At 72.3% G+C, this 21,552-nt stretch carries 21 protein-coding genes and 1 tRNA gene; 15 read left to right on the top strand and 7 right to left on the bottom strand.

Translation table 11 applies throughout. The annotated features are described in order from the left end of the window. Nucleotides 1-89: 89 nt before the first annotated feature. From JSX79_RS05005 to mgrA, 3 genes are read left to right on the top strand one after another with little or no spacing between them, the layout of a single operon-like run. Nucleotides 90-461 (top strand): tRNA-dihydrouridine synthase, encoded by a 372-nt coding sequence (locus JSX79_RS05005; RefSeq protein WP_229085327.1) that lies wholly within the window; start codon nt 90-92, stop codon nt 459-461. Further along, a complete protein-coding gene (locus JSX79_RS05000) occupies nt 461-1,768 on the top strand; it encodes a glutathionylspermidine synthase family protein (RefSeq protein WP_229085326.1) in 1,308 nt (435 codons plus the stop codon). The genes JSX79_RS05005 and JSX79_RS05000 overlap by 1 nt, the downstream gene beginning before the upstream one ends. A gap of 35 nt (nt 1,769-1,803) precedes the next feature. Next, entirely contained in the window at nt 1,804-2,847 is a 1,044-nt protein-coding gene (gene mgrA, locus JSX79_RS04995) for an L-glyceraldehyde 3-phosphate reductase (RefSeq protein WP_071301990.1), read from the top strand. A 90-nt stretch (nt 2,848-2,937) separates the two neighbouring features. Here mgrA and JSX79_RS04990 read toward each other — a convergent pair. Beyond that, a tRNA-Val gene (locus JSX79_RS04990) sits at nt 2,938-3,010 on the bottom strand. An 86-nt stretch (nt 3,011-3,096) separates the two neighbouring features. On the opposite strand from JSX79_RS04990, the gene JSX79_RS04985 reads away from it, so the two are divergent. The 5 genes from JSX79_RS04985 to JSX79_RS04965 all read left to right on the top strand — a co-directional run bounded on the left by JSX79_RS04985 (nt 3,097) and on the right by JSX79_RS04965 (nt 6,914). Further along, nucleotides 3,097-3,741 (top strand): SatD family protein, encoded by a 645-nt coding sequence (locus JSX79_RS04985; protein WP_229085325.1) that lies wholly within the window; start codon nt 3,097-3,099, stop codon nt 3,739-3,741. Continuing rightward, on the top strand, nt 3,741-4,598 hold the full coding sequence (locus tag JSX79_RS04980; RefSeq protein WP_229085324.1) for a hypothetical protein: 858 nt from the start codon (nt 3,741-3,743) through the stop codon (nt 4,596-4,598). Before JSX79_RS04985 ends, JSX79_RS04980 begins: the two co-directional genes overlap by 1 nt. A 215-nt stretch (nt 4,599-4,813) precedes the next feature. Next, complete coding sequence (locus tag JSX79_RS04975) at nt 4,814-5,341, top strand: hypothetical protein (RefSeq protein WP_071301907.1); 528 nt, start codon at nt 4,814-4,816, stop codon at nt 5,339-5,341. Nucleotides 5,342-5,376: 35 nt separating this feature from the next. After that, on the top strand, nt 5,377-6,357 hold the full coding sequence (locus JSX79_RS04970; RefSeq protein ID WP_229085323.1) for an aldo/keto reductase: 981 nt from the start codon (nt 5,377-5,379) through the stop codon (nt 6,355-6,357). After that, nucleotides 6,354-6,914 carry a hypothetical protein gene (locus tag JSX79_RS04965; RefSeq protein WP_229085322.1) on the top strand — a complete coding sequence of 187 codons (561 nt, stop codon included), beginning with the start codon at nt 6,354-6,356 and terminating at the stop codon, nt 6,912-6,914. Before JSX79_RS04970 ends, JSX79_RS04965 begins: the two co-directional genes overlap by 4 nt. Before the next feature lie 44 nt (nt 6,915-6,958). Here JSX79_RS04965 and JSX79_RS04960 read toward each other — a convergent pair whose 3' ends face one another. From JSX79_RS04960 to JSX79_RS04950, 3 genes are read right to left on the bottom strand one after another with little or no spacing between them, the layout of a single operon-like run. Next, entirely contained in the window at nt 6,959-7,612 is a 654-nt protein-coding gene (locus JSX79_RS04960; RefSeq protein WP_229085321.1) for a hypothetical protein, read from the bottom strand. Between the two features lies 1 nt (nt 7,613). Further along, nucleotides 7,614-9,188 (bottom strand): phenylacetate--CoA ligase family protein, encoded by a 1,575-nt coding sequence (locus JSX79_RS04955; RefSeq protein WP_229085320.1) that lies wholly within the window; start codon nt 9,186-9,188, stop codon nt 7,614-7,616. Further along, on the bottom strand, nt 9,185-10,237 hold the full coding sequence (locus tag JSX79_RS04950; protein WP_229085319.1) for a hypothetical protein: 1,053 nt from the start codon (nt 10,235-10,237) through the stop codon (nt 9,185-9,187). The genes JSX79_RS04955 and JSX79_RS04950 overlap by 4 nt, the downstream gene beginning before the upstream one ends. Nucleotides 10,238-10,340: 103 nt before the next feature. Here JSX79_RS04950 and JSX79_RS04945 point away from each other — a divergent pair, with 103 nt between their 5' ends. The 5 genes from JSX79_RS04945 to JSX79_RS18600 all read left to right on the top strand — a co-directional run bounded on the left by JSX79_RS04945 (nt 10,341) and on the right by JSX79_RS18600 (nt 14,848). Continuing rightward, a complete protein-coding gene (locus JSX79_RS04945) occupies nt 10,341-10,718 on the top strand; it encodes a holo-ACP synthase (protein ID WP_229085318.1) in 378 nt (125 codons plus the stop codon). A 113-nt stretch (nt 10,719-10,831) separates the two neighbouring features. Then, nucleotides 10,832-11,119, top strand: coding sequence for an acyl carrier protein (locus JSX79_RS04940; RefSeq protein ID WP_071294843.1), 288 nt, complete (start codon nt 10,832-10,834; stop codon nt 11,117-11,119). Next, nucleotides 11,116-12,309 (top strand): acyl-CoA dehydrogenase family protein, encoded by a 1,194-nt coding sequence (locus tag JSX79_RS04935; protein ID WP_229085317.1) that lies wholly within the window; start codon nt 11,116-11,118, stop codon nt 12,307-12,309. Before JSX79_RS04940 ends, JSX79_RS04935 begins: the two co-directional genes overlap by 4 nt. Continuing rightward, on the top strand, nt 12,306-13,265 hold the full coding sequence (locus JSX79_RS04930) for an amino acid--[acyl-carrier-protein] ligase (RefSeq protein ID WP_229085316.1): 960 nt from the start codon (nt 12,306-12,308) through the stop codon (nt 13,263-13,265). Before JSX79_RS04935 ends, JSX79_RS04930 begins: the two co-directional genes overlap by 4 nt. Continuing rightward, nucleotides 13,262-14,848, top strand: a complete 1,587-nt coding sequence (locus JSX79_RS18600; RefSeq protein ID WP_229085315.1) for an alpha/beta hydrolase — start codon at nt 13,262-13,264, stop codon at nt 14,846-14,848. The genes JSX79_RS04930 and JSX79_RS18600 overlap by 4 nt, the downstream gene beginning before the upstream one ends. Here the strand turns inward: JSX79_RS18600 and pip are convergent. The 3 genes from pip to JSX79_RS04910 are packed head-to-tail and all read right to left on the bottom strand — an operon-like array spanning nt 14,813 to nt 17,280. Further along, nucleotides 14,813-15,784: a prolyl aminopeptidase gene (gene pip, locus JSX79_RS04920; RefSeq protein WP_071294841.1), complete on the bottom strand. Its 972-nt coding sequence runs from the start codon at nt 15,782-15,784 to the stop codon at nt 14,813-14,815. The two genes, JSX79_RS18600 and pip, sit on opposite strands and share 36 nt — an antisense overlap. A gap of 9 nt (nt 15,785-15,793) precedes the next feature. Then, a complete protein-coding gene (locus JSX79_RS04915; RefSeq protein WP_229085314.1) occupies nt 15,794-16,738 on the bottom strand; it encodes an alpha/beta fold hydrolase in 945 nt (314 codons plus the stop codon). 53 nt (nt 16,739-16,791) lie between these two features. Beyond that, nucleotides 16,792-17,280, bottom strand: a complete 489-nt coding sequence (locus JSX79_RS04910) for a peroxiredoxin (protein ID WP_070418722.1) — start codon at nt 17,278-17,280, stop codon at nt 16,792-16,794. Nucleotides 17,281-17,524: 244 nt separating this feature from the next. Between JSX79_RS04910 and aceE the strand changes: the two genes are divergently transcribed. Together aceE and JSX79_RS04900 are read left to right on the top strand one after the other, a co-directional pair. Next, nucleotides 17,525-20,269: a pyruvate dehydrogenase (acetyl-transferring), homodimeric type gene (aceE, locus tag JSX79_RS04905; RefSeq protein ID WP_070418721.1), complete on the top strand. Its 2,745-nt coding sequence runs from the start codon at nt 17,525-17,527 to the stop codon at nt 20,267-20,269. Between the two features lie 7 nt (nt 20,270-20,276). Next, nucleotides 20,277-21,503, top strand: a complete 1,227-nt coding sequence (locus tag JSX79_RS04900; protein WP_070418720.1) for a CdaR family transcriptional regulator — start codon at nt 20,277-20,279, stop codon at nt 21,501-21,503. Nucleotides 21,504-21,552: the final 49 nt, after the last annotated feature.

Raw genomic sequence — 21,552 nt, 5'->3', positions numbered from 1 at the left:
GTCGCGGGAGCTGAGCGAACGGACAGGTCGCGCTGCGAAGGCGGTGTCGAGCCGGAACGGTGCCGCCCGCCCCGGTACTGTTCCCGTTCGTGAGTGTTCGTCGTCGTGCGTCCCGTGTCGTCTCGATCGGGGTCGTCGCAGCCCTCGCCGCGTCGTTGACCGGCTGCGGGGAGGGGTCCGGGGTCGACAGCGACTACGCGAAGATCTGCCGCGACAACTCGACGCAGAAGCGCCTGCCGGACGACGACTGCAACAACCACGGCGGGCACGCCGGCTGGTACTACCTCCCGCTCAGCGGCAGCCGCTCGACGAAGGTCCCGGCCGTCGGCGACGCCGTGTCGGGCGGCACCGCCAGCCTCCCGTCGGGCAAGACCGCGGAGTCGGGCATCTCGTCCCGTGGCAGCTCGGTGACGAAGGGCGGCTTCGGCGGGTCCGGCGAGCACGGCGGGTTCGGCGGCTGATGGAGCGCGTCGAGTTCGCCGAGCGCCCGGACTGGCAGCGACGGATCCAGCAGACCGGCCTCATCTACTCACGGTCGGTGCGCGAGGACGGCACCGCGGTCGAGTACTGGAACGACGGCGCGGCGTACGTGTTCGCGCTGCCCGAGGTCGAGGCGCTCGAACGGCAGACCGAGGAGCTGCACCGCATGTGCCTCGAGGCAGCCCGGTACCTCGCGTCCGGCGAACTCGGCACCCTCGGGCTCACCCGCGAGGGCTTCGACCTCGCCGCGTGGTCGCTCGAGCAGGGCGAACCGGACGTGTACGCCCGCTTCGACCTGGCGTACGCGGGCGACGGCTCCCCCGCGAAGATGCTCGAGTACAACGGCGACACCCCCACCGGGCTCATCGAGGCCTCGGTCACGCAGTGGCACTGGCTGCAGGACCGCATCGCCGACGGGACGCTGCCCGCCGACACCGACCAGTGGAACGGCATCCACGAGGCGATGGTCGCCCGCTGGCGCACCCTGCTCCACGCATCGCTCCGCGCCGAGGAGGGCGGCCGGCTCTTCGTCGCCCACTCCGACCTCGACACCGCCGGCGAGGACTGGAACACCGTCGCGTACATGCGGGACCTCGCCGGCGAGGCCGGGTGGGAGCACACCGGCATCGAGATGAAGGACATCGGGTGGCACGCGGTCGCCCGGCAGTTCGTGGGCAACGCCGAGCCCGTCGGCTCGTCGCGGAGCGTCTTCACGCTGCCCGGCGACGAGGACGGCACGCAGTACCCGGTCATCCGGAACCTGTTCAAGCTCTACCCGTGGGAGGACCTCGTCTCCGGGGACGACCGCGCCGAGGGCGACCAGGAGTTCGGCGCGTTCCTCGTCAGCGACCGCGGCCGCCTCGGCCGGTGGTACGAGCCCGCGTGGAAGATGTTCCTGTCGAACAAGCTGCTGCTGGTCGCGCTCTGGCGGCTGTTCCCGGGCCACGAGAACCTGCTGCCGGCGTTCGCCGACGGCCCGAACGGCATGACGGACTTCGTCGTGAAGCCGGTGTTCGGGCGCGAGGGCGACGGCATCGCCGTGCACCGCGCGGACGGCTCGGTGACGACGAACGGCTCGGAGTACCGCCGCGCCGGCACCGGCGGCGAACGGGTGTGGCAGCAGTACCACGAGCTGCCGGACTTCCCCGGGTCACGCGGCCACAACCACCCGGTCCTCGGTTCCTGGGTGGTGGACGGCGAGTCGTTCGGCGTCGGCATCCGCGAGTCCGACGGTCCCATCACCGACTACTGGTGCCGCTTCGCGCCGAACGTGATCACCGCGTCCTGAACGACGGGTCCGCGCGTCCTGCCACGATGGACGGCATGACCTACACCGCCAGCAGCGACCGCTACGACACGATGCCCTACCGCCGTACCGGGAACTCCGGCCTCGACCTGCCGCTGCTCTCGCTCGGCTACTGGCACAACTTCGGCGACGACGTCGCCTTCGAGACGCAGCGTGCCGTGAGCCGCCGTGCCTTCGACCTCGGCATCACCCACCACGACCTCGCGAACAACTACGGGCCGCCCTACGGTGCCGCCGAGGTCAACTTCGGGCGCCTCATGCGTGAGGACTTCCGGCCGTACCGCGACGAGATGATCGTGTCGACGAAGGCCGGCTGGGACATGTGGCCCGGCCCCTACGGCCAGGGCGGCGGCTCCCGCAAGTACGTCCTCGCCTCCCTCGACCAGTCGCTGCAGCGCACGGGCCTCGACTACGTGGACGTCTTCTACTCGCACCGCCTCGACGCGTCCACCCCGCTCGAGGAGACGATGGGCGCCCTGCACACCGCGGTCCAGCAGGGCAAGGCGCTCTACGTCGGCATCTCGTCGTACGACGCCGAGCGCAGCCGCCAGGCCGCTGCGATCCTGCGCGACCTCGGCACGCCCCTGCTCATCCACCAGCCCTCGTACTCGATGCTGAACCGCTGGATCGAGACCGAGGGGCTGCTCGACGCCGCGAGCGAACTCGGCTTCGGCGTCATCGGCTTCACCGCGCTGGCGCAGGGGCTCCTGACCGGCAAGTACCTCGACGGCGTCCCGGAGGACTCCCGCGCCGCCGCCGGCAAGTCCCTCGACGCGTCGAGCATCACACCGGAGGTGGTCGCCCACCTCCGTGCCCTGAACGACGTCGCCGCCGCACGCGGCCAGTCCCTCGCGCAGCTCGCGCTGGCCTGGGCGCTCCGCGACGAGCGGGTCACGTCGCTCGTCATCGGCGCCTCGCGCGTGTCCCAGGTCGAGGACAACGTCGCCGCCCTGGCGAACACCTCCTTCACCGACGAGGAGCTCCGCACCATCGACGAGCACTCCGTCGGGATCGCGGACGTCGACCTGTGGGCCGGCGCGCGCGCCGGTCAGGTCTCCTGAGCGGGAACCGTCACCAGGTGGCGGACGGGAGGCGCGGTGCGGGGCCGCGCCGCGCCTCCCGTCCCGCAGGCGGTCGCGTCTGCATTCCGGTGGGCCCTGCCGGGATCGAACCGACGACATCCACGGTGTAAACGTGGCGCTCTACCAGCTGAGCTAAAGGCCCTCACGTCGAGTCTACGGCGTCGGACACCCCGCCCGATGTTCAGCCACAGGCTTACTTTCGGCGATGTGAAGTCGTATCCTTAACACGTGCACTCCGACCCCGTGATCGCGGTGATCGTCGACCTCGTCGACTCCCGCACCCTCGACGACCGTGCAGCGGCCCAGCTCGAGGTCGAGCGCGCCTTCGACGGTACCCCAGCGGTCGAGGCGGTCGATCCGCTGCGCGCCACCGTCGGCGACGAGTTCCAGGTGATCTACGCCACGCTGAGCGACGCACTCGTCGCGACCACGGCCGCGATCCTCGCCCTCCCGCTGACCGTGCAGATCCGGTTCGGGATCGGGCGCGGCACGGTGCAGACGATCGGCACGGGTGCGGTCGGTCCCCTGCAGGACGGCCCCGGGTGGTGGTCCGCACGCGACGCCATCAACGAGACCCACCGGCGCGAGGACGGCCGGACCGCGTTCCTCCGGGCCTGGTACCACGACGCCGAGGACCGCCACGGACCGACGGAGCGACTCGTGAACGCCTACTTCCTGAGCCGCGACCACGTCGTCGCGCGCCTGACACCCCGTGCGCGGCGGATCGCCCTCGGGCTGGTCCAGGGCCGGACCCAGGCGCAGATCGCTGCTGACGAGGGCATCACCCCGTCGGCGGTGTCCCAGTCCGTGCAGAAGTCGGGCGTCGCCGCACTGGTCGAGGGCCTGCGGGTCCTCGGGGACGGGGGCCGCTGATGCTCGCCGGGGTCCTCCTCGCCCTGATCGGGACGGCCGACGTCGTGCGCACCCGGACCGGCACCGACGCCGCACCACGCCGCATCCTGACCGTGATCGTGGTCCTGCTGCTGTGGATCGGGGTGGCCGTCGTCGCAGTGCCGGGCCTCGGCCTCCCCGTCGGGGCGGTGGCCACCGCGATCGTGCTCGCCGCCCTGTGGATCGCCACGACGACGCCGGTGCGGCCGACCGACGCCCGACCCTCGACGACGCCGCGACGGGTCTGGTGGCGCCGTTCGGGCTCGTGGCCGTCGGTCCTGCTCGCGGTCGCGCTCGCCGTGCTGCTGCTGACGGTCCCGTCCGTCGATCCGTCGGGGTTCGTCGTCGAGTGGCAGCGCAGTTCCGCGCCGGCGTTCATCGCCGCCGTCCCGCTCGCCGCGATCGTCGGCGGCGTCGGAGCAGCGCTGTTCCTGGTCGACTCGGCCAACGTCGTCGTCGCCCAGGCCCTCCCGCCCGGGCTCTCCCCCGACACCGTCAGCCAGTCAGTCGAGGGCGGGCCGGCGTGGCGGCTGTTCGCCCGACGACCCAGTGGCGACGCCCGTACCGCTGCGGACGGCGACGGCAGCGAGGGCACGGTCCTGCTGCAGGGCGGCCGCATGATCGGCCCGATCGAGCGCCTGCTGCTCGCCGGTTTCTCGCTGGTCGGGGCCTTCCCCGTGGTCGCGGCACTGATCGCGGCCAAGGGCATCGTCCGCTTCCCGGAGATCCGCCGCGAGACGACCGGGTACCAGGCCGAGTACTTCCTCATCGGTAGCCTGGTGAGCTGGGCGATGGCGTTCGCCGCGGCCGGCATGTGCTGGCTGCTCGCGCAGGGCTGACGCTCGCGCCGCGTCCCGCGCGACCCGCGTCCCCGGGCACCGCGCTCCCCGTCGAACCACGAATCCGACATCGAACAACCGCCTGGTCCCGGTTCGATGTCGGATCCGTGGTTCGACGCCGCCAGCGCACCGCTGCCCGGCCACGGGACCCCACGGGCCGGATGCACAGCGGCCGCCCCGGGAGATCCCGGTCGTCGCCGGGTAGCGTCATCCCCGTGAACGGAGTCGGAGTCCTCGACGAGGCCGGCCGCCTGCGGCTGCTCGGTGCCGGTGCGACCGGTGCCGCCTTCGCCGTCGTGCTCGTCGTCCTCGTGGCGTCGTCGTGGACGGAACCGACCCCGGCCCTCCTCGTCGGCCTCGGCGTCCCGGCGGCAGCGGTGGGCATCGCGATCGCCGTCGTCCTGCAGCTCCGCTCCTGGCGCGCCGAGGGCGGGTACGACCGGAGCGTCGTCGTCCGCAACTGGGTGCTCGACGGCGAGGTGCCCCCGACCGTGCCGGCCGCCGAGTGGATCCCCCTCGTGCAGGCCCAGGCCGAGCGCGAGGTCGCCGGCTGGGGCAAGATCGTGCTCTCGACGATCTGGATCCTGATGACGTGGTCGATGCGGGACCAGCACGGACCGGTCATCACGACGATGCTGATCCTGCTCTGGATCGGCCTCGGCCTGTGGAGCGCACTCTGGGTGATCCCCCGCGCCCGGGCCGCCAAACGACTGCTCGGCCGCGGCGTCGCCACCCCCACCTGATCCCGCCCGGCACCGACCTGGGTACGCTCGCCGTCATGCAGAGTCGCACCCTCGGCCGTACCGGCCGCCCCGTGTCCGTCGTCGGCCTCGGCACCTGGCAGTTCGGCGGTGACTGGGGCCCGGTCTCCGACGCCGACGCGAACGCCGTCATGGACGCGTCCGTCGAGTCCGGCGTCACGCTGTTCGACACCGCCGACGTCTACGGCGACGGCCGGAGCGAACAGCTGATCGGCGCGTGGCGGGCGGCCAACCCCGACGTCCCGCTGACGATCACGACGAAGATGGGCCGTCGCGCCGACCAGGTCCCGTCCAACTACGTCGCCGCGAACTTCCGCGAGTGGGTCGACCGCTCGCGCCGGAACCTGCGGCAGGACACCCTCGACCTCGTCCAGCTGCACTGCCCGCCGACCGAGGTCGTCGCCGACGACGCCGTGTACGACGCCCTCGACGCGCTCGTCGCCGACGGCTCGGTCGCCGCCTACGGCGTCAGCGTCGAGACCGCCGACCAGGCCCTCACCGCGATCGCCCGCCCCGGCGTCGCCGCCGTCCAGATCATCCTCAACGCGTTCCGTCTGAAGCCGCTCGACCGCGTGCTGCCGGCGGCCCAGGAGGCGCGGGTCGGCATCCTCGCGCGCGTCCCGCTGGCATCGGGGTTGCTGTCCGGCAAGTACACGGCGGACACGTCCTTCGCCGAGGGCGACCACCGCAACTACAACCGCCACGGCGAGGCGTTCGACCAGGGCGAGACCTTCAGCGGCGTCGACTTCGAGGACGGGGTGCGCGCCGCTCAGGCCTTCGCGGCATCGCTGCCCGATGGTGTCTCGGTCCCGCAGGCCGCGCTCGCGTGGATCATCGCCCAGGACGGCGTGACCGCGGCGATCCCCGGCGCACGCAACCCGGAGCAGGCCCGGTCGAACGCCGGCGCGGGCTCGCTGCCCGAGGTCCCGGGCCTCGACGAGACCGTCCGCGAGCTGTACGACGAGTGGTTCCGCGCCGCCGTGCACGACCGGTGGTGAAGCCGGCGGCCGTCGGCGCAGCGCTCGCGGCCCTCACGGTCCTGGCGCTCATCGCGGGCGGGACGGCACCGGCGGACGGCACCTCGCGGTCCGCTCCCCCGTGGCCCGCGCCGACGGCCCTCGCCGAGCACGCGGCCGACGCCGGACTGCGCAACGTCTGGGGCGAGCGACTCGCCGAGCACGTGCACACCCACCTGACGATCCTCGACGGCGACGTCCCCGTGACGGTGCCGGCGAACGTCGGGCACTCGGACACCCGACGGTTCGCCGCGCAGCTGCACACGCACGACACCTCGGGCATCCTGCACGTCGAGTCCCCCACCCGGCAGACCTTCACGCTCGGGCAGTTCTTCGACGAGTGGGGCGTCTCGCTCGGCCCCGCGCACGTCGGCGGGCTCCGTGGCGAGCTGACGGTGTGGGTCGACGGCCGCAGGTTCATCGGCGACCCGCGCTCCATCGCGCTGACGAACCGCCGCGAGGTCGTGCTCGACGTCACGACGATCGGCGAGGTCCCGCACCTGCCGCCGCCCTTCGACTGGCCGCCGCAGTACCGCTGACCCGCGCCGCGCCCGGCGACGCCGCGTCAGGCGACGCCGCGCCCTCAGTCGCCCGGTAGCCCGACAGCGCTCCCCCGCGGGACCGGTCGCGGCTCCGGAGGGTGCACGGCCCGGAGCGCGCGAACCAGCTGGCGGTCGTGCCGGTCGGAGCCGCCGCCGATGCTCCCGAGGCCGTACCGGGCACGCAGTCGGACCGGCCCGTGGACGGTCTCGAGGCGGAGGCAGGACATCGTGAACGTCGGGTACCACGGAGGCCGGTACTCGCCCACGTCGATCGACGTCACGTCCGACCACAGCACGGTCGACACCGGCTCCGGTTCCTCGGGCGCCCACCCGTGCAGGCCCGCGTCGTCGACCGTCCACACCACCGGCAGCGACGTCGGCACCCCGACGGCGCGCTGTCCGGATGCCCAACGCCGCACCGGCAGCCAGAGCCGGATCGGCAGCCCACCGACCTCGTGCACCCGTCGCGCCGTCGCGCGGTCGGCGTACGGGAACCACAGGTTCGGCACGACCACCACCACGCCCGTGATGATGACGGAGGCCGCGATCGCGCTGATCGTCGGTTCGGTGTGGAACGCCACGCACGCTGCGGTCCCGACCGCCACCGCGACGAGGCTCGCCACACGGAGCGGCACCGGGTCGACGAAGCGGCCGTCCCGCAGCCGCTCCAGCCACGCACGAGGGTTCCGCGGCACGTCAGGCCTCCTTCGGGGCGGTCCACGCCAGGTCGAGGTCCCACTCGTCCACCGAACCGGCCGGCAGCTGCCACACGTACTCGTTCTTGAGCTTGCGGCCGTCCTCGCGGAAGGGTCCGGTGCGGTACGGGTAGAACGCCACGGTCGGCAGCGTGCCCGGCGGCGCCGTCCGGATCGCGTTCGAGAAGTCCCTGTTCAACCGCCGCAGCTCGGCGACCACCGCGCCTCGAGCACCGTCGGCGTCGAACCCCGATGCGCCGGACGCGAGCTGGAACGCGATGTGCAGCTGCCGGTCACCTCGGTCGTCCTCGTAGCTGATCAGCCGGTGGTTCTCGACGGCCTCGAGCAGCGCCGGGTCGCCGTAGACCACGTCGCGCACGACGTCCGGCGCGACGACCGCCCCGTTGTAGTCGACGGACAGGTCGGACCGCCCGTAGTGGAACAGCAGCGGCAGGTCGAGCTCGGCGGCGTCGGCGAGGTCGTCGAACCCGTGCTCGCGCAGGGTCCGGCGCAGCGAGCGCATCCGCACCACGTGCCCGCGGTCGTGGATGTTGTACCGGATGCGGGGGCTGATGTTCTCGGACCGGGTGATCGTCACGACGAGCTCCCCGAGCTCGTTCGTCTCGATGAGGTAGCCGAACGGGTTGAACTGGAACACCATCGGCAGCACGCCGTACTCGGCCTGCTTCGTCAGCGCGGCGGAGAGCTCCGGCGACGCCGCGATCGCCCGACGCAGCTGCACGCTGAACGGCGTCTCGATCCCGAGGTTGATCTCGAGGTCGCTCGCCCCGTACGACCCGAGCACGGCCTGCGCGTACTGCTCGATGTGCGCGCGCATGTTCTCGCTGATGCCCTCGCCGCCGAACGCCGCGACGATCGTGTACTCGCTCCAGTCGAGCCGGTCGTCCTCGAACAGCGCCTTCAGGAACGGCGGGTAGCTGCAGATGATGTACGTGAAGTCGGTGCCGAACTCGCGCATCGTCTGCACGATCTTGTCGCGGTCCGGCCCGATCGACTTGATCATCGACGACTCGGTGAGCGACGCCGTCACGTTCATGCCGGTGGCCCAGGCGCCGAGCGAGAACGCGTTGAGCACGAACGGCTGCTTCGGCAGGTCCTTCGCCGTCCGCGAGAACCCGAGCTGCAGCAGCTGCCGGGTCGCCTGCCGTTCGTCGGGGCCGCGCACCCAGCTCGTCGGCGTGCCGCTCGACCCGCTCGACTCGTCGACGACGACACCGCGCCGGGGCAGCCGACCGTCGACGCAGCGCTCGGGGATGCTCCACCGCTTGACGTACGACTCCTTGTCCATCTCGGGCAGCCCCGAGATCGCTGCGGCGATGCCGCCGCGTGTGTCCAGACGGGAGGCACGCCCCGCCTCCGCCAGGAACGCCCCGTAGGCGGGCACCCGCTTCGCAGCCCGCTCGGCCGTCCGCCACGCACGCCAGCGTCCGAGGGTCCAGCGGAGCGGCTCGATGCCCGGCGTGAGCAGGAGCTTGTGCGTGCCGACGCGCGGCATGAACAGCGCCACGACCGTCTCGACGACCCAGACCACCGAGAACACCGCCGCGCGCTTCACCGGGCGCCCCCGATCGTCATCGCCGCCGCGGGTCGGCGGTGCGCCAGCGGTGGCGGTGCGCTGTGGCCGAAGCGGAAGAGCATCCACGCCATCCGACCGTCGGACTCGTCGACGCCGGCGCGCTCGACGAACGCGGCGTGCGACCGCGGGTTCGTGATCACGGTGCCGAACGGGTGCAGGGCGACGCCCCGTGCCGTGAGCTCGAGCCAGATCCGCATGAAGGTGCGTCCGGCCTCGACGTAGTCCGCCGGCGACGAGAACGGTCCCTCGAGCCACCCGAGCTGCCGGACGCCGCGCATCGTCGACAGGTACACGCGTTTGAAGACCCCGCCGACGCCGGGTGCCTCCCAGAGCCCGCGGTGCTCCATCGCGAACCGCAGCACCGGTCCGGGCATGAGCATCGTCTCGGCCGACAGCCCGTCACCGGACTCGGCCGCCTGCCGCTTCGAGAACCGCAGCCAGTGCAGGATCTCGTCGTGCACGGCGTCGTGCTGCAGGTCGTCGAACAGGGTCTCCTGGTTGACCCGGACGATCTCGTCGACGGTGGCCCGGTCGGCGGTGGTGCGGAAGCGGTGGCCGGCCGCCGACGCGATGGCGGCCGCAGCCCGGATCACGGACTCGTCCACCAGGGTCGCGTCGTAGGGCCTGCGCGAGGTGCGCCGCGCGAGGAAGCGGGCCAGCGCCTCCCGGTCGCCCGCCGTGGCGGCGCGCGGACGCAACGCGACCGTGCCCAGTCGGTGCAGGTGGTCGTCGGCCGCGCCGGAACCGACGCCGGCGTCCAGCCGCCCGAAGTCCATCTCGGCGTGGTCCAGCCGTTCCTGCACGGTGAACCCGTGCGCCCGGGCGACCACGTCGAGCCCGGCCAGGAACACCCCGGCGCAGACGTGGCCGAACGGGATGCCGAACGACTCGGCCGGCAACCCCCTGCGCAGGTCGTAGAACACGGTCGCGGTGCGGTCGTCCTCGACGCGCACGACGATCGGTTGCGAGTTGTGCGGCGACGGGTAGTGCCGCGCGTCCTCGATGATGCCCGTCCACGGTGATGCCATCGGTTCCCCCTCGGTGGTCTCTGCGGTCGATCATACGAACGCCCGGTGACGCCCATGCCGTCCGGGGAATGCAGTGCTCCCCGAGCCCGCGTACGCTCGGCCCATGGCCACGATCCGGACCGGCACCGACCTCGCCGCGGTCGAGGACGTGATCGCCGGGATCACCGCGCACGGCGAGCGCTACCTCGCCCGGGTCTTCACCCGGCAGGAGCGCGCCGACGCCGGGGACGACCCGGAGCGCCTCGCCGCCCGATTCGCCGGCAAGGAGGCCGTGCTGAAACTGCTCCGGCCGGAGCGGTCGGACGCCGTCCCGCTGACCGACGTCGCCGTCGTGCTCGATGCCGTCGGCGCCCCCGTCGTCGAGCTGACCGGTCGTGCGGCGGAGCTCGCCGAGGCGGTCGGCTGCACGTCGATCGCGGTCTCGTTGTCCCACGAACGGGGACTGGCGATCGCCACCGCCGTCGCCCTCTCCGAGCGCTGACGCAGCCCCCTGGGTCGCTCCCTGTCAGGGCACTCAGGTCCGGCGCGGCGCGTGCGGTTTCACGCACCCGCACGGCGGCTTTCCGGGCCGCCGTCCTCCTTATCGTTGCCAGCATGCACCAGGACCCGACCTCCGCAGCGACCGCCGTCGCACTCGTCGCCCCGACGACCGAACTGGCCGTCCGGCGAGCCCTCGCCGACCACGGACGGCTCGTCGTCGACGCCATGGACGTGGCGTCGATCGCCGACCTCTACGCCCTCGGGCTGACCTCGCACGCCACCGTGAACGTGATGCTCGCGGTCGAGAACGAACTCGACGTGGAGTTCCCCGACGCCGCGCTGCACCGGTCGACCTTCGCCACCATCGAGTCCATCGCCACGGCAGCGGAGACGGCGGCGTGATCACCGAGGAGCGTCCGGCGAGCGCCGGGACGACCGTCTCCGCCGTCGACCGGTTCGCCGAGCGCACCGCCCTCGTGGTCGACATCGCCGCCCGGTACGCCGACGAGGTCGATCGTGACGCCCGTCCCCCGCGCGAGGCGATCGCCGCGATGAAGGAGCACGGTCTCCTCGCCGCGGCGGTCCCGGTGGAGCACGGCGGTGAAGGAGCGACCCTCGCCGAGCTCTCCGTCATCGCGACCGAACTCGGACGTGCGTGCGCCGCGACGGCCATGGTCTTCGCGATGCACCACGGCCAGGCCATGGCGCTCTGGCGGCACGGCGGCGTGGCCCTCGGCGTCACCGCGATGATCGAGGCCGTCCGTGACGGGGCCCTCGTCGCGTCGTCCACCACCGAGCGCGGCATCGGCGGCGACGCCCGTCGGAGCACCTGCGCCATCGAGCCCGACCACGCCGGACGCATCCGCCTCCGCAAGGACGCCCCGGTCATCTCGTACGCGACCGAGGCCGACGCGATCCTCGTCACCGCCCGGCGCGACCTCGACGCGCCGGCGTCCGACCAGCGGCTCGTCATCGCGCTGCCGGCGGAGACCACGCTCACGCAGACCTCGACCTGGGACACGCTCGGGCTCCGCGGCACGTGCAGCAACGGCTGGCTGCTCGACACCGAGACGCACGAGGACCGTGTCCTCCGCGACGACTACGCGACGATCTCCGCCCGCACCGTCCTCCCCGTGTCGCACGTCCTCTGGGCGTCGGTGTGGCTCGGCATCGCGGCGGACGCGGCGGACCGTGCCCGTCGGGCCGTCCGCAAGCAGGCGCGCGCCGCCGTCGGGCAGACCCCTCCTGGAGCGCTCCGGCTCGCCGAGCTCCTGGTCGACCTGCAGACCATGGCCGACGCCGTCCGGCACGCCGCGGCCCGGTTCGACCAGGTGGCCGACGACCCCGAGGTGCTCGAGTCGACGGCGTACGCGCTGGCCGCGAACGCGCTGAAGATCGGCTCCTCCGAGCGGGTCACCGACCTCGTCACCCAGGCGCTGCGGATCGTCGGCATCGCCGGGTTCGCCGCCACCGGGGAGCTCAGCATCGCCCGGCACCTCCGAGACGCGCACGGTGCCGCCGTGATGGTGAGCAACGACCGTCTCCTGCAGAACGACGCCGCACTGGCACTCATGACCGGAGCCATCCTGTGACCATCACCGAACCGACGACCACGACGCCGTCCGCACCCGCGTCCGACCTCGACGCCGCCCGCGCCGCGCTGCGTGCACGGCTGCTCGCCGACGGCGTGCTCATCGACCTCGGGTCGCCGGGGCTCTACGGCCGCACCGGAGTGTTCGAGCGCGTGTACACGGCGGTCGACACCGCGGCCGTGGCCAGCCAGCAGGACCTCGACGCCGAGGTGCTGCGCTTCCCGCCCGTGGAGCCGCTCGCGGCGTTCGAGCGCACCGACTACATCGCGTCCTTCCCGGACCTCGCCGCGTCGATCTCCGGCTTCACCGGTGACGACCGCACGCACCGTGCCCTGCTCGCCGCCCGCGAGCGCGGGGAACGGTGGGAGGGCTTCCTCGAGCCGGCCGACCTGATGCTGACCCCGGCGGTCTGCCACCCGGTCTACGGGCTCGTCGGGGACCGCGTCCCGCAGGACGGCCGCACCTTCGACATCGTCGGCGACTCGTTCCGGCGCGAGCCCTCGCTCGACCCGATGCGGCTGCAGGCGTTCCACATGCACGAGTTCGTGCACATCGGCACGCCCGGCTCGGCCCAGCACCACCGTGACGACCGCATCCCGGTCATGCGCGCGCTGCTCGAGTCGTTCGGCCTCGAGATCGACGTCGTCCCCGCGAACGACCCGTTCTTCGGACGGGTCGGGCAGATGCTCGCCCGGAACCAGGTCGAGCAGGCGCTCAAGTTCGAGTTCGTCACGCCCGTCTACGGCCCGGAGCACCCGGCGACCGCGATCGGCTCGGCGAACCTGCACGAGGACCACTTCGGCACCTCGTTCGGCATCCGCACGGCCGACGGCGAGGTCGCGCACAGCGCCTGCGTCGCGTTCGGCCTGGAGCGCATCACGATCGCCCTCTTCGCCGCCCACGGCACCGACCCCGACGCGTGGCCGGCTCCGGTCCGCGCGGCCCTGGCCCTGTGAGCACCCACCACGGCTGGACGGGTCGCCCGGCCCTCCGCGTCGCCGTGCAGCTCCCCGTCGCGGCGCGCGCCGGCGTCGTGATCTGTCCGCCGCTCGGGCAGGAGGGCGTCATCGCGTACCGGACCCTCCGCCTGCTGGCGGACCGACTGGAGGCGCGTGGCGTGGCCTCGGTGCGGTACGACCCGTCCGGACGTGGGGACTCAGCACCCGACGGCGATCCCGACGCGCAGGTCCGGTCGGCACGTCGCGCCGCAGCGGTGCTGCGTGACGCCGGGGTCGAGCGGATCGCGTACGTCGGCCTGGCCTCCGCCGCGCCGATCGCCGCCGCCGCGGCCTCCGACACGGACGGCCTGGTCCTCTGGGACGCGCCCGCCTCCGGCCGCGCCTGGATGCGGAAGCAGCGAGCACTGGCGACGATCACGATCGGCGCCGACCGCGTGGTCGACGGCGTCGAGAGCCTCGTCGGCATGGACGTCGACCCCACCGAAGCGGCGGCCCTCGGCGCGCTCACCTACCGGGCGCGCACCGGCCCGACCATCGCCCTCGTGCGCCCGGGCAGCAGCGCCCCCGCAGCGCTCGGCGACGTGTCGACGACCGAGGTCACCGGGAGCGCCGAGCTCCTGGACGGCACGAGCATGGTCGCCCGGATCCCGGGCTCCGCCGTCGACACCGTCGTGGCGTGGACGGACGCGTGGGCGCCGACGGTGGCCCTGCCGGTCCTGCCGCCGACACTCGACGAGGTCCTCGACGTGGACGCCCGCACGTCGGAGCGCATCGTCCGGATGGGCCCGGAACGGCTCTTCGCCATCGAGACCGTCACCTCCGGCCAGCACGAGGACGCCCCGGTCGTCGTGCTGCACAACGGCGCCGCCGAGCACCACGTCGGCGCGTCCGACTACCAGGTCGCCCTCGCACGGACCCTCGCCCGCGACGGTGCCCGGGTGGTCCGGGTCGACCGGAGCGGCACCGGTGAGAGCTCCGCGGTCCACGAGGACGAGCGGTCCGCGATGTTCGCGCAGGAGTGGATCGACGACCAGCAGGCGGTGGTCGACGCCCTCGCCGTGGACTCCCGACGGCTCGTGCTCGTCGGCATGTGCGCCGGCGCGTGGCTCGCGGGGCGCTCTGCGGACGCCGCACCGCGCATGGTCCTCGAGATCAGTCCGAACGACTACCGTCGCCAGCCGGCCGCGGTGGGCGCGTACGCCGATGCCCTCCGCGCGATCGACGAACCGTCGCCGCTGCGGCTGGTGCTCCGGCGCTGGTGGAACGCCGTCGTACCCGAGTGGGTGCGCGACCGGGTCGCCCGTCGCGACCGGGTCGGCGGGGTCGTCGGACACGTCCGTCCGCTCGTCGAGCACGGCACCGACGTCGTGCTCATCGCGTCGCCCGTGGACGTCGAGCTGTTCGAGCGGCTCGGTGGTCCGCGTGCCCTCCGGCGGTGGGGCACCCGTGGCCGGACCGGCAGGGTGGAACTCGTGCGGGTGCCGGACGGCGACCACTCGCTGTTCTCCCCGGTGATGCGGCAGGCCGTGCTCACCGAGGTGCGGTCACGCGTCGCGGCGACGTTCCCCGTGCACGCCTGACCCGCCGGCGAACCCGTCGATGGCGCGCTGCGCGATCGCGACCTCGGTGGGCCCGCCGTGTCCCTCGTCCTCGACGACCTCGAGGCGGCTGCCCGGCCACGCCCGGTGCAGCAGCCACGGCGTGATGACCGGCCCGCTGACGTCACGCCGCCCGTGCACGAGCACGCCGGGGATCCCGGCGAGCTCGCCGGCGCGCCGGAGGACCTCGTCCGGACCGAGGAAGCAGTCGTTCGCCCAGTAGTGGGTGACCAGCGTGGCGAAGTTGCGCCGGTCCCGGGGATCGGTGTGCAGCTGCCCCGGGCGCCACGCCGGGTCGAGCGAGACGTGGGTCGACTCCCACGTGTCCCAGCTGTCGGCTGCGGCGTCCCGGACGGCGGGGTCGGACGAACGCAGCAGTCGGGCGTGGTGCTCGACCGGCCGCACGCCTGCCGGGACGTCGGCGGTGAACCGTGACCAGGCCTCCGGGAACACCGTCCCGACCCCCTCGGTGATCCAGTCGACCTCGCGACGGGAACCGGTGGTCACCGCGACGAGCACGACCTCGGTGACGCGCTCGGGGTGCTTCAGGGCGTAGGCGAGCGCGAGGGTGCTGCCCCACGAGACACCGTGCAGCAACCAACGCTCGACGCCGAGGTGTCGCCGCAACGCCTCGACGTCCTCGATCAGGGCCGCCGTCGTGTTGCGGTCGAGCGACCCGAGGTCGTCGATCGCCCACGGGGTGCTCCGCCCGCACCCGCGCTGGTCGAGCCCGATGATCCGGTACACCTCGGGGTCGAACCGCTGCCGGTAGCCCCCGGCGCCGAGACCGGATCCCGGGCCGCCGTGCAGGTACAGCGCTGGGCGGCCGGTCGGGTTGCCGGACTCCTCCCAGTGGATCCGGGCGCCGTCGGGACGGTCGAGCCAGCCGTGGTCGTGGGGGTCGATGGGCGGGTGCACCCCCGGAGCCTACGACGGACGTGCGGACCGGACGAGGTCGAGCGTGCGCGCCACCGCGGTCGGGTGCTCGACGTGGGCGAAGTGCCCGCAGTCGTCGAGCAGCACCGTCCGGACGTCGGGCAGGAGGCCACGGAGCGCCGCGAGGTCGGACACCCGGGCGAACACGTCGTCCCGCCCGGCGATCGCGGTGACCGGGCACGTCACGCCGCGCCATCGGTCCAGGTCGTAGGCGGCCGCGGCACGAGCGGCTCCGGTGAAGCCGGCCGGACGGAGCTCGTCGACGAACGCCTCGAGCACGCTCGGGTCGAGCCGGCGCACGTGCGAGAAGACGGGAGCGGCGAGGACGGGCAGGAGGCCGATCGCCCGGAGTCCGCGCAGGAGCGGCCGTGCCGTCTCCCCGGTGATCGCGAGGCCTGCCCGCAGCAGCGTGAACGCGGGGAGCGTCAGGAGCCCGCGCACGGGATGCCGGGACGCTCCGGCGGTCGCCACGGTCGTGCCGGAGACGAGCGCGACGGAGCGCACGCGTCCGGGTGCCACGACGGCCAGGTGCATGCCGACGAAGGCGCCCATCGAGTGGCCGACGACGTCGACGTCCGGGACCGCGAGGGCGTCGAGCACCGTGGTCAGCACCGACGCCGCCTGGTCGACCCCGAGCGGCTCGACCGGTGCCGGTGACGCGCCCCAGCCCGGCAGGTCGACGAGCACAAGACCGCGGTCGTCGATGCCGTGCGCCGCCGACAGGAGCGGGGTCCACGTGGTCCACGACCCGGCGACCCCGTGCAGCAGGAGCAGCGCGGCGGGACCGGGTCGGTGGTGCACGACGACCGGGCCGACGTCCGTCGGGACGACGGTGCGCTGCAGGCCGAACCGGTCGGCGTCGGCGGTGACCGGGAACGGCGCGTACGACTCGGCGGTGACCACCCGCGCGGGTGGGCGGTCGTCGACGGCGTGCACCGTGCCTCCAGTCTGCGACGCGTCGCGCGTCGCCTCAGGAGGTGTTCGGAACGCTAGCCGACGGGGACTGGTGCGGCGCAGGCCGCCAGGCGGTCGAGCGCGGCCTTGTACTCCGTCACGTCACGGGCGACGCCCGGCTCGGAGATGATCGAGGCCTTGATGCGACCCTGCACGTCGATCACGAAGGTCGCGCGGGTGGCGAAGCCCTTGTGCTCGAGGAAGACGCCGTACTCCTTCGAGACGGCGCCGTGCGGCCAGAAGTCCGCGAGGAGCTCGAAGTCGTAGCCGTTCGATTCGGCGAACGACCGGAGCGTCGCCTTCGAGTCGACCGAGATGCCGACGAGCTCGACGCGCTGGTCCTGGAACATCGCGATGTTGTCCTGGAGGGCGCAGAGCTCGTTCGTGCAGGTCGACGAGAACGCGAGCGGGAAGAAGACCAGCGCGACCGGGCGGACGCCACGGAAGTCGCTGAGGCGGACGTGCTCCCCGAACTGGTTCGGGAGTTCGAAGTCCGGCGCGAGCGAGCCGATCTCCAGTGCCATCAGTGCGTTGCTTCTTCCTCGGGCGTGGGGTGTGCCCGGTGTCCTCGCGCACGCACGGGTCGCGTGTGCACGATCGGCAATCGTACGCCGACGGCACCCGAATGCAAGCACCTGTCCACCCACACGTCACCATCAGCCTCTGGGTCGGTGCGGGGGCCTAGAGTGGTCGGGGCCCCATCCGGTCGTGACCCGACCAACCGGTGGCCCGCCATGTCCACCACCACGAGAACGAACGAGGTCAAGGGTGACGGTGAACGACCAGGACCCGTACAGCCACGGCAGCAGCGACCAGGACCCGGAGGAGACCGCCGAATGGCGTGAGTCCCTCGACGGGCTGGTGCAGACCCACGGCCACCAGCGTGGCCGCGAGATCATGCTGAGCCTGCTCAAGCGGTCCAAGGAACTGCACCTCGGTGTGCCGATGGTCCCGACCACGGACTACGTGAACACCATCGCGCCGGAGAACGAGCCCGAGTTCCCGGGCGACGAGGAGCTCGAGCGCCGCTACCGCCGGTGGATCCGGTGGAACGCCGCGATCACCGTGCACCGCGCGCAGCGCCCCGGGATCGCGGTCGGCGGCCACATCTCGACCTACGCGTCGAGCGCCGCCATGTACGAGGTCGGCTACAACCACTTCTTCCGCGCGCAGGACCACCCGTCCGGCGGCGACCAGGTGTTCTTCCAGGGGCACGCGTCCCCCGGCATGTACGCCCGCGCCTACATGGAAGGGCGCCTCGGCGAGGACCAGCTCGACGGCTTCCGGCAGGAGAAGTCCCACGCCGGCGGCGGACTCTCGTCCTACCCGCACCCGCGCCTCATGCCGCACTTCTGGCAGTTCCCGACCGTGTCGATGGGCATCGGCCCGATCAACGCGATCTACCAGGCGCAGCAGGCGAAGTACCTCTCCAACCGCGGCATCAAGGACGCCTCCGACCAGCAGGTCTGGGCGTTCCTCGGCGACGGCGAGATGGACGAGGTCGAGTCGCGTGGACAGCTCCAGGTCGCCGCGAACGACGGCCTCGACAACCTGAACTTCGTGATCAACTGCAACCTGCAGCGTCTCGACGGTCCGGTCCGCGGCAACGGCAAGATCATCCAGGAGCTCGAGGCGTTCTTCCGCGGTGCGGGCTGGAACGTCATCAAGGTCGTCTGGGGCCGCGAGTGGGACGACCTGCTCGCCCGCGACACCGAGGGCGCGCTCCTCAACCTGATGAACCAGACGCCGGACGGCGACTACCAGACGTACAAGGCCGAGAACGGCGCGTACGTCCGCGAGAACTTCTTCGGGCGCGACCCGAAGGCGCTCGAGCTGGTCAAGGACTACACGGACGACCAGATCTGGAACCTCAAGCGCGGTGGGCACGACTACCGCAAGGTCTACGCCGCGTTCAAGGCCGCGACCGAGCACAAGGGCCAGCCGACCGTCATCCTCGCGAAGACGGTCAAGGGCTACGGCCTCGGCCCGAGCTTCGAGGGGCGCAACGCGACGCACCAGATGAAGAAGCTCACGCTCGACAACCTCAAGCAGTTCCGCGACGAGATGCGCATCCCGATCACGGACGCACAGCTCGAGGAGAACCCCTACACGCCGCCGTACTACCACCCCGGGAACGACGACGAGGCGATCCAGTACATGCACGAGCGCCGGCGTGAGCTCGGCGGGTACGTGCCGGAGCGTCGCACCAAGTACACGTCGATCACCCTCCCCGAGGACTCGAAGTACCAGGTCGTCAAGAAGGGCTCCGGCAAGCAGGAGATCGCCACCACCATGGCGTTCGCCCGACTGCTGAAGGACCTGCTCCGCTCCCCCGACTTCGGCGACCGCGTGGTGCCGATCATCCCCGACGAGGCACGCACGTTCGGCATGGACGCGTACTTCCCGACGGCGAAGATCTACAACCCGAACGGCCAGCACTACACGTCGGTCGACCGTGAGCTCCTCCTCGCCTACAAGGAGAGCCCGCAGGGACAGATCATCCACGTCGGCATCAACGAGGCGGGCGCCCTCGCGGCGTTCACCGCGGTCGGCACCTCGTACTCGACGCAGGGCGAGCCGCTCATCCCGGTCTACGTCTTCTACTCGATGTTCGGGTTCCAGCGCACCGGCGACGCCATCTGGGCCGCCGGCGACCAGATGACCCGTGGGTTCATGATCGGCGCCACCGCCGGTCGCACGACGCTCACGGGCGAGGGCCTGCAGCACGCCGACGGCCACTCGCTGCTCCTCGCGACGACGAACCCGGCCGTGGTGTCCTACGACCCCGCGTACGGCTACGAGATCGGGCACATCGTCCAGGCCGGCCTCGACCGGATGTACGGCACGAACGAGGACGGCAGCGCGAAGCACGCCGACCCGAACGTCATGTACTACCTGACGGTCTACAACGAGCCGATCGTCCAGCCGGCCGAGCCCGAGGGCATCGACGTCGACGGCATCGTCAAGGGCATGTACCTGCTCAACCGCAGCGAGCACGACGGCCCGAAGGCCCAGCTGCTCGCGTCGGGTGTCGCCGTCCCGTGGATCCTCGAGGCGCAGCAGCTCCTCGCCGAGGACTGGGGCGTGTCGGCGGACGTCTGGAGCGTCACGAGCTGGGGTGAGCTGTACCGCGACGGTCTCGACGCGGAGCAGCACGCCTTCCTCAACCCGAACGAGGCGCCGCGGACCCCGTACGTGACCGAGCGGCTGCTCGGCACCGAGGGCCCGGTCGTCGCGGTGAGCGACTTCATGCACGCCGTGCAGGAGCAGATCCGCCCGTTCGTCCCGACCGACTACGCCACCCTCGGCGCCGACGGCTTCGGATTCTCGGACACCCGTCCGGCAGCGCGCCGCTTCTTCCACATCGACGGCCCCTCGGTCGTCGTGCGGACGCTGCAGCAGCTCGCGAAGCAGGGCAAGGTCGACGGCGCGCTCGTCCAGCAGGCGATCGACAAGTACCGCCTGCACGACGTGACCGCCGGCACCACGGGCAGCGCGGGCGGCGAGAGCTGATCTGCCGGTGACGTCGGTCCGACCGGACTCCGAGAGCCAGGAGAGCGCGCGCGAGCGGGCGCTCTCCTGGCTCCGTCAGGTGTCCGGGGAACTCTCCACCGCCACAATCAAGCGGCTCGAGGACACCCTCCCCTGGTACAGCGAGATGCCTCCGGGCCGACGCTCCGCCGTGGGGCTCGTGGCCCAGGCGGGCATCACCTCGTTCATCAGCTGGCTCGAGGGCACCGCGTCGACCCCGTGGATCGCCGCGGCGGACGTCTTCGGCTCAGCGCCGCGGGAACTCCTGCGCTCGGTGAGCCTGCAGCAGACGCTCCAGCTCATCCGCGTGGTCGTCACCGTGGTCGAGGAACGCGCCAAGGACGACGAGATGCTGCAGGAGGCGATCCTCAAGTACTCGCGGGACATCGCCTTCGCGGCCGCCGACGTCTACGCCCGCGCGGCCGAGGCCCGTGGGCTGTGGGACGCCCGGCTCGAGGCCCTCGTGGTCGACTCCATCCTGTCGGGCGAGTACGACGACGAACTCCCGTCGCGCATCGCGGCCCTCGGCTGGCACGGTCACGGCGAGGTCGCGGTCCTGGTCGGCAACGCGCCGAAGCAGCTCGAGGTCGACCAGATCCGTCGCACCGCGCGGCACATGGACGCCGACGTGCTCATCGGCGTGCAGGGCTCCCGCCTCGTCGTGGTGATCGGCCGTGCCACGCCGCGCGACGACGTCCCCGAAGGCGAGGAGCCGGTGTCCTTCACCGCCATCGCCCAGGCGCTCGAGCCCTCGTTCGGCGAGGGACACCTCGTCCTCGGCAACGAAGTGCCCGGCGTGGTCGACGCGTCCACCAGTGCCAAGGGTGCCCTCGCCGGCTTCGCGGTCGCGCGGGCATGGCGCGGTGCTCCTCGTCCGGCCCTGGCCGACGACCTGCTCCCGGAGCGGGCCCTCGCCGGCGACCCGCTCGCCCGGTCCGCCCTCGTGCAGCGCATCTACGTGCCGCTCAAGGACCAGTCGACGGAGCTCCTGCAGACGCTCTGGTGCTACCTCGACACCGGCCGGTCGCTCGAGGCCACGGCGCGCGAGCTGTTCGTGCACCCGAACACGGTGCGCTACCGGCTCCGCCGCGTGGCGGACATCATCGGGTGGGACGCCACGCACGCGCGGGACGCCCTCATCGTGCAGTCGGCGCTCATCCTCGGCGCCATGTCCGAGTCGACCGCCGGGCGACGTCGCATCCCGCACCGCCGGTGAGCGACGTCGTATGCCGCATCGTCGCTAGGAAATGCACAATGTCGAGCGG

Origin of the sequence: Curtobacterium sp. GD1 (assembly GCF_020882855.1) — a bacterium.
Classification (GTDB): Bacteria; Actinomycetota; Actinomycetes; order Actinomycetales; family Microbacteriaceae; genus Curtobacterium.
This window is presented reverse-complemented; position numbering and strand designations above follow the sequence as displayed.

Excerpts from the sequence above, each read along its gene's own strand:
- JSX79_RS05000 (WP_229085326.1), top strand. The coding sequence starts at position 461 with ATGGAGCGCGTCGAGTTCGCCGAGCGCCCGGACTGGCAGCGACGGATC.
- mgrA (WP_071301990.1), top strand. The coding sequence starts at position 1,804 with ATGACCTACACCGCCAGCAGCGACCGCTACGACACGATGCCCTACCGC.
- JSX79_RS04980 (WP_229085324.1), top strand. The coding sequence starts at position 3,741 with ATGCTCGCCGGGGTCCTCCTCGCCCTGATCGGGACGGCCGACGTCGTG.
- JSX79_RS04970 (WP_229085323.1), top strand. The coding sequence starts at position 5,377 with ATGCAGAGTCGCACCCTCGGCCGTACCGGCCGCCCCGTGTCCGTCGTC.
- JSX79_RS04950 (WP_229085319.1), bottom strand. The coding sequence starts at position 10,237 with ATGGCATCACCGTGGACGGGCATCATCGAGGACGCGCGGCACTACCCG.
- JSX79_RS04945 (WP_229085318.1), top strand. The coding sequence starts at position 10,341 with ATGGCCACGATCCGGACCGGCACCGACCTCGCCGCGGTCGAGGACGTG.
- JSX79_RS04940 (WP_071294843.1), top strand. The coding sequence starts at position 10,832 with ATGCACCAGGACCCGACCTCCGCAGCGACCGCCGTCGCACTCGTCGCC.
- JSX79_RS04910 (WP_070418722.1), bottom strand. The coding sequence starts at position 17,280 with ATGGCACTGGAGATCGGCTCGCTCGCGCCGGACTTCGAACTCCCGAAC.